Here is a 14,000-nt window from a genome sequence, read left to right as displayed (position 1 = left end):
TGACGCATACTAAGGGTAAAGAAAGGAGTTTTGCCGATGGGTATGTGGTTAATACCAGCAATTATTGCCATTGTGATCATTTCTGCTATTTCGTTTGTTTATACATTAAAAATAGCTAAAATGACTTCTGAACGGAAATCTGAAAATGATACCCCTATTTCAGAAACAGTTGAAGAATATGCAACGATGTTGAACCCAATTGTTTGGGTCTATGCAATTTTTTTACTTTTTTTAGGAATCATGATTTTTTACTACTGGAGTAAGGCTGGCTATTAGTTCAGAACCATCTTCATTCAGTCACGAAAACTTGACTGGATGAAGATATTCTAAGTTTTTGCTGTAAAGGCTAAAATAATTCATTGTTCATGAAAACTCTTCTCGGCCTGGTCATGGTCATACATAGAAAAGTTGTGATATGATGAAAGGGAAGGACTGTTCTACACAGTGAGGACAGAAAAGGAGAAGAAGTTCATGATTTCAACTAACAGCAAAGACTTATTAGCAATGCCAATTAGTGATTTTATCATTTCCTCTGAAAAAGTTGCGCATGTACAAAGTGGAAATAGTGCGGAACATGCACTCCTTGTACTAACACGTACAGGGTACTCGTCCATACCTGTATTAGATTTGAAATATCGACTTCAAGGTTTACTTAGCATGAAAATGATTACCGAATCGATTCTTGGACTTGAGCATATTGAATATGAAAAGCTACCTGATATTAAGGTTGACTCTATTATGGAAAAAGAGATCGCTGTATTGAAGCTGACGGATACTTTCCAGCGTGCTTTGGATTTAGTTATTAACCACGCCTTTTTATGTGTAGTGGACGAAGATGGTACATTTGCAGGGATATTAACAAGACGTGTTATTTTAAAGCAATTGAAAAAATATATTTATCAAAAAGAGTAGTAGCTTAAGAGGGAACTCAGATGAAAATCATGAGGCCCTCTTTGCTTGTATTGGAGGTTTACAGATTGATGGCAACAGAGGCAGAAATTTTAAAAATCTTAGCTGAAGAACGCAATATGCGGAAAGCAGCAGAACGTCTATTTTTATCCCAACCAGCCCTTTCACAACGATTGCAAACGATTGAGAAAGACTGGGGTGCACAATTATTTATTCGTTCACAAAAAGGTTTAACAGCAACACCTGCTGGTGAACAAGTTATTGCTTATGCAAAGGAAATGCTAGCCAAAAAGGAAGAAATATTTGAAACGATTCAATCCTTAACGACAAAGGTAAACGGGACATTGAAAATTGCTTGTGCATCCATTGTTGGTCAGAACTGGCTACCAAAAATCTTGAAGGAGTTTGTGTCAAAATATCCAGAGGCTAAAATATCACTGATGACGGGCTGGAGTTCTGAAATTGTGAAGGCTCTTTACGAGGGCGAGGCCCATGTAGGCATTGTACGAGGCCAAGTTGACTGGAAAGGAGAAAAGATCCACCTTTTCAGAGATACTCTTTATTTAGTGGACAAAGAGGTTAAAACAATTGAAGATGTGTTAAAGACAGACCGTCCATTTATTCAATATAAGAGTGATTCCAACTATTATCAAGAAATTCAGCAATGGTGGCAGCAGCATTTTGCCTCGAATCCAAGAAAACAAATTTTAGTGGATCAAATTGAAATTTGCAAGCAAATGGCATTAAATGGTATCGGTTATGCGATCTTGCCTTCTATTACGTTAAATGACCACGATGCCATTCACAAAATCCCTCTATCAAATGATGAAAAAGAGTTTGGTCTTACACGCGATACTTGGTTAATTGGTTATGAATCCTCTTTTGAATTAAGACAAGTAGAGGCGTTTGTGGAAGTAGTGCAGGATCATGCACGGTGTTTGTTTGATTATACTAAATAGAAAATCAGGCAGCTCCAGGTTGTTTTGGAGTTGCCTTTTTGCATTGTAGAATTCTTAAGAGTTTATGAATATTAATGAAGATAACATAAGAAATGGAACAAAATGCAATATAAATCGTATAATTATGTAACCATCTATTTACATAAAAAGGGGTTGAGCTTTTGAAAAAGACAAAATGGACGGCACTGACCTTACTAGTCATGCTGGTAATGAGCTTTATCTTGCCTACAACTCAGGCAAGTGCTGCTGCTACGCTAGAGGTGAAAGCAACAGCGGGTGTTTCTGGTAAAGCGAAATATCAATCAGTAGTACCACTCCAAGTTACAGTGAAAAATAATGGAGCTGACTTCTCAGGAGATATGGCGATTAATTCATCAAATTCTTATGAGGCAGCTTCAGCACTTGTCGTTCCAATTGATATAGCAGCAGGAGAGGAAAAGACATTTACTTTCTATCTTGATGGTTTAGCTGACTATAGTTATTCGGACACCGATTTATTTGCTTTTTATGAGGGAAGCATTGAAAAAGGAAAAAAGATTGCCTATAAGGGAACTAAACGTCTGCAATCAAATTTTTTAGACCCCTCATCAACATTCATTTATACATTAACAGATAAAAGTGATCGTCTTTCTGCACTATTACGTTTATCAACATTTGTAGCTCAAAGTAATGTGGAAGTATTTAATATCAATCAATTAAAAGATTATACACTTCCAGAAGATTCGCAGGGACTTGCGATGGCCAATGTCATTGTTGTAGATGAAGTGGCTATTGCTGATTTAACACCGAAACAACAAGAAGCATTACTAAAATGGGTACAGGATGGTGGTACCTTACTTCTAGGTGCTGCTGACCAAATTAATGCTACAGCAGGGGTTTTTAAAGAGTATTTACCTTTGTCATTATCACAAGAAATGACTGCGATTTCTGCAGAAGCTTTAACTAAATTGTCAGGAGGCGGCATTTTTACACAGCCGATTTCAGTATACTCAGCTACTAGTAGTGAAGGAAGTTTACCTGTATTAACAGAAAATAATGAAGTGTTAGCAGCAAAGAAAAAAGTGGGTAGCGGGGAAGTGATTCAAACAACCTTCTCTTTAGGTGATCAACCACTTGCTTCTATGGACGGCTACGGAGCACTTTTAGCCAAAGTGATAAATATTCAAAGTATTTCACAGCAAGGAATGATGAGACAGGGACAATCTCCTCTCGATCAAATATCTTATGAACTTCGTAACATTAATGAACTATTTCCATCATTCGAAGTATCAGTGAGCTATATGCTAATTGTCATTATTCTTTATATTTTAATAATCGGGCCAATTCTTTATTTTGTCTTGAAAAAAGCGGACAAGCGTGAACATGCATGGTGGATAATACCGTCCATCTCTGTTGTTCTTTCCATTGTTCTCTTTATTGTCGGAGCGAAGGATCGTATTGTTCAGCCACAAGTTCAACAATCTGCATTCTATAAAGTAAATGAAGACAATAGTGTAAATGGCTATTATGTAGAGTCCATTCTAACGAATCGCAGTGGGGACTTTGTGGTCAATGCTGACCAAAATACAACTGCTGTTGCATTAAGAAATTATAATAACTTCACAGGCACGATGGGACCATTACATGAATCTTCTTATATAAAAGAAAATGCTAGCGGTTCAACACTAACATTACGTGATTTAAGCTACTGGTCTGTGCAATCCTTTGGTGGAAAAACATCAGCACAAAATATCGGGAAGATGGATATAGATATAACACTGAAAAATGAAAAACTAACAGGAACAGTTAAAAATAATTTCCCGTTTGCATTAAAAGATGTCACATTAATCTCTGGTGTGAAAGAAGTAAAACTAGGTGATATTGAAGCAAATGGAACATTACAGGTAAATAAGGAACTGAAAACAACGGTTCTTCAAAAACCATCTATTTTCAATAATTATAATTATAGTTACCCATCGAAAAAGGATGAGGTAAACCCAATGCGGATTGAACGAATGAAAACTTTAGCATTGCCGCTTGTCGAAAAGGATAACCAGCCAATACTTACAGCTTGGACAGATCAAGCTGTGGTAGGTGTTGAATTAGAAACAAGTGCCAATATGTCACCGATTACGATGCTTGTTCAACCATTTAAAGGAAAATTTGAGCTAACAGGGCCATTTACAATGAAGCGTAATAACTTCTCGTATTCAGTAGAGCCACTATCAGCAAATGGCTATTATGAAAAGATCGAGGAAGAATTGAATAAATGGTACCTATCTGAAGGGTTGTACGAAGTAACGATGACCATGCCAGATCAATTCATGGATGCCGTTGAATCACTTAATGAGCTGACAATTTCTAATAAGGATGTCTCACGTATGCAGCTATCCATTTGGAATAATGAAACGAATATATATGAGCCTTTAGTCAATACAAAGCAAGTGTTTACAGACAAGATTTCCACATACTTTAATCAAGATGGAGAGCTTCGAATTGAAATCAAATATGGTCCCGATCCATCAGGAGAACAAACGAAGTTACCAGACATAGAGCTGAAAGGAGTGGCAAAATAATGATTGAAATTCGTGATTTAACGAAACGATACGGCTCCTTTACAGCATTAGATCATTTAAACTTATCTTTAGAAGAAGGCGTTGTATTTGGATTTGTTGGCGCAAATGGAGCAGGGAAATCAACGACATTCTCTATTTTAGCTACACTATTGTCACCGACTTCAGGAGATGCTCTGATAAATGGCAAAAGTGTTGTGAAGGAACCAAAAGAAGTTCGAAAGCAAATTGGTTATATGCCCGATTTCTTTGGTGTTTATGATCAGTTAAAAGTAGATGAATATTTAGATTTTTATGGAGCGAGCTACGGTATCCAATTAGCAGAGCGTCAAGTGTTAATTCCACAACTATTAGAACTAGTGAATTTAACAAGTAAACGCTATGAATATGTTGATTTATTATCACGTGGTATGAAGCAACGCTTATGTTTAGCTCGTGCACTCATCCATGATCCAAAGGTACTGATTCTAGATGAACCTGCATCAGGACTAGATCCGCGTGCTCGTGTGGAAATGCGAGATATTTTACGGAATTTAAAGTCTATGGGAAAAACAATTTTAATTTCGTCGCATATTTTACCTGAACTTGCTGAGATGTGTGATGAAATCGGTGTTATTGATAATGGTAAATTAATTGCACATGGAAATGTAGCCGCGATTCAGGCCCAGCTACAAGGAGAAAAGCGTATTGTGTTGAAAGTGACAGATCAATTGGATGCAGTACGAGCGTTTTTAGAGGAAGATCCTCATATTTCATCAATTGATGTCATTGAAAATCGTTTAGAAATAGCCTTTAACTATCGAGGAACAAATGCTGAGCAGGTGGCATTGCTAAAAAAAGCTATGCTTACAGATTTACCAATCTATGCATTAAGTGAAGAAGAGAAGGATTTAGAGGATGTCTTTATGGCGATTACGAAGGGAGCGGACAATCAATGATGGAAAGATTTTATAATCCAGTACTTGTTAAAGAATTGAAGTTACGCTTCCGTTCTTTTAAAAGCTTTTCAGGTTTAATGTTTTATTTAGCGGTACTGTGTATTTTCATTGCAGGGTTTTTATTGCTTACAACTGAATTTACTGGCAGAGGCTTCTTTAAACCAGAGACAAGCTTTATGATGTTTGCTGTGCTAACCATCTTGCAAATGGCATTAGTTCTTTTCATTACACCAAGTTTGACTGCTGGTGCTATCAGTAGTGAGCGCGAAAAGCAAACATTAAATATTTTATTAACAACGACACAAAGTTCTACACAAATTGTTATTGGAAAATTACTATCCTCCGTAGCATTTCTAGTATTGATGCTGGTAGCGGGATTACCACTATACAGTCTAGTGTTTCTATTCGGTGGTGTGTCGCCTTCACAGCTTATTTCTATATTTTTATTTTATTTAGTCACTGTAGTAGCAATAGGTAGTATAGGCGTGATGTTTTCTACGATTACTAAGAGAACTATTGTTGCCATGATTGCCACATACGGCTCAATCATTTTCTTAGGAGGTATTACAGCATTCTTCTTCTTTTTAACAATGGCCTTTCATCAAATGGGCAATGCCATTGGAACAGGTGCCTCCTTTATGACCTATTTTTGGGCATCTATTAATCCAGGTGCCTTGATGCTGACACTTATTTCTCCAGAGATGGGGGATGCATTAGCTGAGCTGTCGGGTGTAGAACTACCTGTATGGATTACTTATTTAATTGCTTATGTATTCATCATTGTGCTTTGTTTAACGATTGCGATTAAAAAATTGCGTGCCAACATGAAAAGTAACCGATGAGGAGGAATTGGTATGGAGCGTCGTAAGCAATTACGAAAATATATTCAGCGTGCAAAATCGAGATTAACTCTTGAAAGAAGCATTCCCATTGCACAATACGGTTTGTTTTTGGCATTGCTTTCGAGTGCTTCTCTCGTACTTATTTCCCGACTATTTGTCTGGCCATATTATCGCCAAATAGCGTTAGGAGCCTTTATTACCGTTATTATTTCAACCATTGCTTATATTTGGTGGAAACGGGTCAAAGAGAAAGAGGCATTGCATAAACTGGATCATTATTTCTCACATAATGAATTAGTGACAGCTTTATCATTTAAAGATGATCAGGATCCTCTTGTTCAATCATTATTATCGAAAGCTATCCAAAATGCTGAAAAAGCTTTCGCAGACTTTAAGGCTCGAAAGAAAAATCTATTTCGTCCAAAGGCGTTTATCGGTTTATTTATTACAACAGTTGTACTAGCCATTCTTTATATGTTCCCAGCAGCTACGCAAATTGAAGCAATAGAGGTTGAAAAGGAGCAAGCAGTTATCGAAGATATGAAGAAGGAAGTTGCTGAATTAGAGAAGAAGGCGGAAACAAAAGAAGTAAAGGAGCAATTGCAAGAACTTCAAAATACTTTAAAAGAGGCTGAAACAGCAGAAGAAGCTTTACGAGAAGTTGTCAAAAAGCAAAAGGAGCTAGCATTAAAGGAGCAGCAATTAAAGGATAAACAAACGGCTAGTCAAGATGGCACAACAGAAGGCCAAGGATTATCGAAGGAAGAGGTTGAGCAGCTAAAAGAGCTTGCCCAAATGCAGCAAGGGCTCACAGAAAATGCAAATGCCACACAAACTGCTATGAGTAAACTTGGTAAACCAGCAAGTAACTCCTTACAAAATGCAATTGCGAGTGCCAATAATGCCAGCAGCCACAATCAAAACAGTCAACAGTCATCTGGTAATTCCCAACCTAGTAATCAACAAAGCCAGTCTAGTCAAAATAATGCTCAAAGTGGTTCTCAACAGCAAAATGGTAGTAGCCAGAGCAATGGTCAAGGACAGGGACAAGGCCAAGGCCAAGGCCAGGGACAAGGCCAAGGCCAAGGACAGGGCCAAGGACAAGGACAGGGCCAAGGTCAAGGTCAAGGTCAGGGACAAGGTGGTCAAGGAGCAGGAAGTGGCCAAGGCGGTCGGAATTTGCTAACGACACCGAATCGAATAGGTGGGGCAAGTGAGACATCAGTAGATGGTGGCGCATTAGGAGATGGTTCCCATGTATCTGAGCAACAAGGAAATGGTCCGATAACAAAAGGTTCTATTCGACCTTATGAAGAAGTAATTGGCTCTTATAAAGACAGCTATTTAGAGAGTTCAGAGCGCTTACAATTACCGAAGGATTTACAAAATGTCGTGCAATCTTATTTCACGTCAATTGAGTCGCAGTAGGAGGAAAAGAAATGGCCTTTACAGAGCAACAGTATGTAGATATGAGTACGAAATTACAACAAGTTAAAGAAGAAATCCATCGCTTCATTGTTGGACAGGAAGAAGCAATTGATTATACCCTGTATGCAGTATTAGCGGATGGTCATGCATTGTTAGAAGGTTTACCTGGTTTAGGAAAAACGATGTTAATTCGTACCATTTCAGAGGTACTGGATCTGTCGTTTTCACGTATTCAATTTACACCAGATCTTATGCCAGCAGATATAACAGGTACGAGCATGATTGAACGTACACCCGATGGGAAGCAGCAATTTACCTTTCAACCTGGGCCAATCTTTAGTCAAATGGTATTGGCTGATGAGATAAATCGCGCAACACCCAAAACCCAAAGTGCCTTGTTGGAAGCAATGGGAGAAAAAACGGTAACCATATTAGGGGATACAAAAAAAATGGCGAGACCATTTTTCGTGCTGGCAACTCAAAACCCTATTGAAATGGAAGGAACATACCCATTACCAGAAGCACAGATGGACCGTTTCCTTTGTAAAATTCTTGTACCCTATCCAGAAAAAAGCGAACTTATGGAAATTATGAAGCGAACGACAGGTGCCCAGGAAATTGGTTTACAGAAACAGATGGATACGGATGCTCTCATTCAAGCTCAGCAAATGGTAAAGGAAGTGATGGTTGCTGATGAAATGCTAGAGTATGCAACTGATCTAGTAGTGGCTACGCATCCTGAGAGAACAGATGCGCTTGATGAGGTTAAACAATATGCAATGTATGGCAGTGGTCCACGTGGTTTGCAGAGCTTAATCAAATTGGCAAAGGCAAGAGCTTTAATGAATGGTCGTTTTCATGTTTCTGTAGCGGATATTAAATCTGTTGCTAAGCCTGTTTTACGTCATCGCATGCTGTTGAATTATGAAGGGGAGGCTTCAGGAAAAACAGCAGACGATGTGATTGATGTTATTTTAGAAAAAGTTCAGCAAGGTATTAGCAAGTGACAGCAAAATACTTATTGCCCGAAGACTGGTTAGCGAAAATCAGTCGCTTTCAAGTAGCGACGGCCTCCAAACTACGCGGGCAACATAAGGGCTCGCACCGTTCTCAACGCTTCGGGGCATCCCTTGATTTCTCGGATTTTCGAGAATACCATTTAGGAGATGATGTACGCCAAGTGGATTGGAACGTCTTTGCTCGTACAGATAAATACTTTATAAAAAGGTTTTTAGATGAGCAAGAGATGCGTGTACATATTCTACTAGATGCTACCAAATCAATGGGGCAACATGCTAAGTGGTTATTTGCTCGTCAAATTGTGGCCTCCCTCGGTCTGATGGTATTAGGTCGAGATGATCGTCTATCCTTTTCTTTTGTCCAAGATGAAGTGAAGCCACCATTTCGACGGAAGGGTACCATGTATCGCCGAGCTTTTTTACAGCTAGTAACAGATATAGAGGAAGCTAATTACTCTAATCGTTTTGCCAAGGATGCACTTAAAGCTTTACCTAAAGATAGTACCGTATTATTCATTGTTACAGATGGATTAGAGCCAATTGAGGAATGGGAACAGCTATTAAAAAGGCTACCACGCTATGCTGGAGATGTTCGCATTTTGCAAATTGTAACGCAAGAAGAACTGTCACCAAATTATTCGGGTGATGTACGTCTCCTTGATCGTGAAACAGGTAATGATGTGAATGTGACGATGTCCTCTAAAGTATTAGAGTCCTACCATGCAAGACGCATACTACATGAAGAAGAATTTGAAGCCATTTGCCGTCGCTTTGGTGTTCGAAAATTACAATTGAAAGTGGAAGATGGATTGCAACATGCGATTTTCCAGCAATTATTAAAAGCACATTGGATTAGGTGAGGTGAGCCGTATTGGGCTTTAGTCAAATTATATTTAGCTGGACGGCCATCATCCCGGTCATTGTCCTACTTTATTATTTCTTTCGAAAAAAATATACAGATCAAACAGTTTCTTCGACGCTTTTTTGGTCGGAGATTATGCAGGAAACGCGAGTATCGCCTTATTTAAAGCATTTACAAAAAAATGCCCTACTATATTTACAGCTTCTTGCTTTACTGCTACTTGTTTTGGCATTGATGAATCCTTATATAAAAAAATCAACCATTGTTGGTGCACAAACCATATTTATTGTAGATACTTCAGCCACAATGCTGGCAGGTAAAGAGCAATCAACCTTTGACGCTCATAAACAGGAAATGCTGAACTTGATGAATGAATTGAATGGTCGACCTGTCACATTAATTACAACTGGTGCTGCACCAAAAGCTGTTTTACAGCAAGAAACAAACACGAGTGAAATAAAAAAAGCTATTCAAGATTTACAAGTAACCTATGAAACTGCTGAAATGAATAAGGCGCTGGATGTAGCACAGGCATTTGTGGGCGACACACCGACTTCTATCTATGTTTTTACAGATACACTTGATAAAAAGCAATTACCGATGGACAAGGATTCTGTGAAATGGCTAGTAAGAGGTGCTACAAAAGACTTAACAAATATCGCTATCACCCGCTTTGCTGCTACGACAGATGGGCAAGCTACGCTGGCACTTGTACAACTCCATAATGATACAAATACCGAGCAAAAGGTAACGCTCGCATTGAATAATGCAGAGGGTGAGGAGCTGGTAGCAGAAAGTGTCGTTGTGCCTCCAAATGAAGCCATTACGAAAACATTTAAAGATTTGCCTTTAGCAAAATCCATGACAGCTATTATTGATGCAAAAGATGATTATGACATAGACAATCAACAAACAGTTTTACTACAAACGACTACGTCAAAAATTATTGTTGATCAAGGCTTGCATCAACTGATACAAAAAGGTTTTCAAACAGTTAGTAGTGGCGTAAAAATCGTCCCTTCCTTGCAAGTCGCTGACAATCAAGATGCTACCATAATCACAAACCAATCAGCGTTATTGGAAAAGATGGACAATCCCCTCGTATTATTTGGTCGTGATGATGCAGAAAAAGTAGATGCGAATGGGACGGTAAGCACTAGCAGTGATGCATTATTTGCCTTTAGTGAACTAAAGGATGTTTATGTTAGTGCTGTTTATCCTGGTTTTGCGGACTATGAAACGATTGCTTCTGTTGGAGAAGAGCCGTTCATCCAACGCTCCCCAAAAGGAGATATCGTTGTTTTAGCCGATATTGCTGATACAGATTGGCCTTTACATCCATCATTCCCACTATTTCTATGGAGTACAGAGCAGCAGCTAACAGAATCAGTTGGGTCACTTGGGATTTTTTCACCCAATGAACAACGTGCAGTTGCTTTAGCGCAAGGAGACTGGAATGTTTATTCGCAAGAAGACGAGTTTCTTTCGTCTGTTACGAAGGGGATGCTAACTGCGCCCAAACAGCCAGGCATTTATATGGTACGCTCAAATAATGAGGAAAAACAATTGATTGTACAATTGCAAGCACAAGAACGTGTCATTGAACAAGGAACAAGTTTTACATTAGGTGATATTTCAGACAATGGAAAGGAAGAAGTGTCGATGACCTCTTTCGTGCCTTGGCTAATTGTAATTATTTTACTATTGCTTGTTTCAGAGTGGGAGGTGCAACGACGTCGTGGATTTACGAATTGATATGCCGTTAGTATTGTTGTTACTCCTTCCATTATTCTTGTATTTTGGATGGACATACTTTCATGAGCGACAGCGACTTAAAAGAAGTCATATTGTTGTACTTACTATTCGCATAGTGGCAGCAGGCTGTTTAGTTTTTGCACTCGCAGGTCCATATCTATTATTACCAATCAAAGAAGAACAAATTATTTATTTAGTAGACCGTTCTGCTTCTATGAATGGTACGGAAGATGAGATGGTTCAGTTTATACAGGAGAGCCTCCAATCAAAAAAAGAACCACAACTTGCGGGCATTTATTCATTTTCCTCTACTTTACAAACAGAAGCTATTTTATCTAAAACATTAAAGGAAGTACCGAAACTAACTGAAATTAAAGCTACCGATCAAACAAATATAGAACAAAGTCTACAGCTTGCTTCAGGGATTATAGATCCTAAAAAAGCAACTCGTCTTGTGCTACTAACAGATGGTAATGAGACAAAGGGCGATGCTTTAGAATTTGCTACGAAGTTGAAAGGCTCTAATATTAGTGTGGATATTAAGCCTTTTAGTCAACCAGTTGTCAATGATGTATCACTAAAAAGCTTTGTATCCCCTCAAGTTGCTTACGTTGGAGAGCAACAACAATTAGTGACAGACATACATGCAACATCAGCAGGTCAAGGCGAGCTATTACTATATGAAAATGATGAGCTTATTCATCGAGAGGCAGTGGAGCTGACTGAAGGCACGAATGTGTTTACCTATAAACATGCAGCAACAGCTGAAGGACTTGTAAAATATGAAGCCGTTGTTCAAGTTGGTCAGGATGCCATTTTTGAAAACAATAAGTTAACTAGTGTCACAATGGTTCAAAGTGAACCACATTTATTAATCGTTAATGGTTATGAAACAGCATCACCCATCGCAGCAGCACTTGGTAGTCAATCCATTGCCTATGATGTTGTAGCACCTAAAAGTTTACCAAATGAACTATCCAGCTATTTGCAATATAATGCTATCGTTTTCGACAATGTACCAGGTCATTTAGTGGGTGAAGCAAAAATGAGTGTTATTGAGCAAGCAGTCAAAAACTTTGGAGTTGGTTTTACAATGGTGGGTGGAGAAAATAGTTTTGGTCTAGGCGGCTATTTTAAAACACCGATTGAAACCTTATTGCCAGTGGAAATGGAAATTAAGGGCAAAGAGCAATTACCTTCCTTAGGATTAGTGATTGTACTTGACCGTTCTGGCAGTATGCAAGGCTCGAAGCTTGAGCTTGCTAAGGAAGCAGCGGCACGTTCTGTTGAGATGTTGCGAGATGAGGATACATTAGGATTCATCGCCTTTGATGATCGTCCTTGGGAGATTATAGAGACAGGGCCTCTTAACAGTAAAGAAGAGGCTGTGGATACTATTTTATCAGTAACACCTGGTGGGGGAACAGAAATCTATAGTTCATTAGCTAAAGCCTACGAGAACCTTGCTGATTTAAAGCTCCAACGTAAGCATATTATCCTCTTAACAGATGGGCAGTCACAGGCAGGGAACTATGAGGATTTAATTGGTGAAGGGAAAGAAGAGGGTATAACCTTATCGACAGTAGCGATTGGACAAGATGCCGATGCGAACTTATTAGAAGCGCTTAGTGACATGGGCAGTGGACGTTTCTATGATGTGATAGATGAGCAAACCATTCCTTCTATTTTATCTCGGGAAACAGCTATGATTTCCCGCACCTATATTGAGGACAATCCATTCTATCCGGCAATTTATAATGCAGCAGGATGGAACTCACTGTTTGCTAATGGTGTCCCACAAATGAATGCATATATTGGGACAACGGCAAAACAGGGGGCTACTGTTGTAGCAGAAAGCGAGAAAGAAGATCCTGTGTTAGCGCAGTGGCAATATGGTCTTGGTAAAACATTTGCCTTTACATCTGATTCAACGGGTAAATGGACAGGAGATTGGGCTAGATGGCAGAATTGGGGAGTATTTTGGCAAACACTTATTTCTCAAATGCTACCAAGCTACAATGATGTAGCCTATGATGTAAGATTGGAAGCAGATGGTTCCTTTATGATTACAGACCCTACAAATGAAGCCGCATTTTTAGATATTGTAGCGGTAAATGAAGCAGGGGAGGAGCTAGAAACACAACTTGAAACCATTTCCGCATCTCAAGTTCGAGCTGTAGTACAAGCTGAACCTGGATTAATTTTCTTCCGTATAGCAGATGAAAAGCAGGCCATTTATCAGGCAGGGCTAAGTGTTCCTTATAGTGCTGAATACGAACTACTCCCTGTAAATAACCAACTGATAGAAGAGTTAACTCAACGAACAGGAGGCACTGTTTTAAAGGAACCACAAGATGTCTTCCGTGACTTTACGACAAAAGGAGCAGATCGGCAAAATATTGCCACATGGCTACTCTTAGCGAGTATGCTTCTTTTCTTTATTGATATTACCATAAGACGTTTTGGTTGGAATTTCCTAACGAATGCGAAGAAAAAAGAGCCGCTTGTTGAGGAAAAAACTATACCAGAAGACACAAATGTAGCACAGTTGTTAAAAGGCATGAAAAAACGATCTTAAAATAGAGGAAGCAGTGCAAACTCGAATAGTTTTGCACTGCTTTTTATATTCCTTGAAATAGAGAGTTATCCCCTTTGTAAAGAGGGTAAGAATTATCTAAAAAGTAGGCTCTTTGCTCATAAAGAGAAGAAAAGCGCTCTAAGTAGAGCCACAGCCGC

Annotated in this window: 11 protein-coding genes; all 11 read left to right on the top strand. The window is 38.9% G+C overall.

Annotation, left to right across the window (positions count from 1 at the left end):
* Positions 1-36 precede the first annotated feature (36 nt).
* The 11 genes from BFM98_RS09840 (at position 37) to BFM98_RS09790 (ending at position 13,842) form a co-directional block, all read left to right on the top strand.
* Entirely contained in the window at positions 37-276 is a 240-nt protein-coding gene (locus BFM98_RS09840) for a hypothetical protein (protein ID WP_048391979.1), read from the top strand.
* 195 nt (positions 277-471) lie between these two features.
* A complete protein-coding gene (gene cbpB, locus BFM98_RS09835) occupies positions 472-912 on the top strand; it encodes a cyclic-di-AMP-binding protein CbpB (protein ID WP_004224640.1) in 441 nt (146 codons plus the stop codon).
* A 68-nt stretch (positions 913-980) separates the two neighbouring features.
* Complete coding sequence (locus BFM98_RS09830) at positions 981-1,868, top strand: transcriptional regulator CcpC (RefSeq protein WP_048391978.1); 888 nt, start codon at positions 981-983, stop codon at positions 1,866-1,868.
* Between the two features lie 161 nt (positions 1,869-2,029).
* Complete coding sequence (locus tag BFM98_RS09825) at positions 2,030-4,423, top strand: DUF7408 domain-containing protein (RefSeq protein ID WP_066037224.1); 2,394 nt, start codon at positions 2,030-2,032, stop codon at positions 4,421-4,423.
* On the top strand, positions 4,423-5,358 hold the full coding sequence (locus tag BFM98_RS09820; RefSeq protein ID WP_048391976.1) for an ABC transporter ATP-binding protein: 936 nt from the start codon (positions 4,423-4,425) through the stop codon (positions 5,356-5,358). Before BFM98_RS09825 ends, BFM98_RS09820 begins: the two co-directional genes overlap by 1 nt.
* Positions 5,355-6,200, top strand: a complete 846-nt coding sequence (locus BFM98_RS09815; RefSeq protein ID WP_066037223.1) for an ABC transporter permease — start codon at positions 5,355-5,357, stop codon at positions 6,198-6,200. Before BFM98_RS09820 ends, BFM98_RS09815 begins: the two co-directional genes overlap by 4 nt.
* 12 nt (positions 6,201-6,212) lie before the next feature.
* A complete protein-coding gene (locus BFM98_RS09810; RefSeq protein ID WP_066037222.1) occupies positions 6,213-7,628 on the top strand; it encodes a hypothetical protein in 1,416 nt (471 codons plus the stop codon).
* Between the two features lie 11 nt (positions 7,629-7,639).
* Entirely contained in the window at positions 7,640-8,635 is a 996-nt protein-coding gene (locus BFM98_RS09805; protein ID WP_048391973.1) for an AAA family ATPase, read from the top strand.
* Positions 8,632-9,507 carry a DUF58 domain-containing protein gene (locus BFM98_RS09800; RefSeq protein ID WP_066037221.1) on the top strand — a complete coding sequence of 292 codons (876 nt, stop codon included), beginning with the start codon at positions 8,632-8,634 and terminating at the stop codon, positions 9,505-9,507. Before BFM98_RS09805 ends, BFM98_RS09800 begins: the two co-directional genes overlap by 4 nt.
* Before the next feature lie 11 nt (positions 9,508-9,518).
* Positions 9,519-11,264 (top strand): vWA domain-containing protein, encoded by a 1,746-nt coding sequence (locus BFM98_RS09795; RefSeq protein WP_048391971.1) that lies wholly within the window; start codon positions 9,519-9,521, stop codon positions 11,262-11,264.
* Positions 11,248-13,842: a VWA domain-containing protein gene (locus BFM98_RS09790; protein ID WP_066037220.1), complete on the top strand. Its 2,595-nt coding sequence runs from the start codon at positions 11,248-11,250 to the stop codon at positions 13,840-13,842. The genes BFM98_RS09795 and BFM98_RS09790 overlap by 17 nt, the downstream gene beginning before the upstream one ends.
* Positions 13,843-14,000: the final 158 nt, after the last annotated feature.

The sequence above is a fragment of the Lysinibacillus sp. AR18-8 genome, from assembly GCF_001705465.1.
Taxonomy (GTDB): domain Bacteria; phylum Bacillota; class Bacilli; order Bacillales_A; family Planococcaceae; genus Lysinibacillus; species Lysinibacillus capsici.
This window is presented reverse-complemented; position numbering and strand designations above follow the sequence as displayed.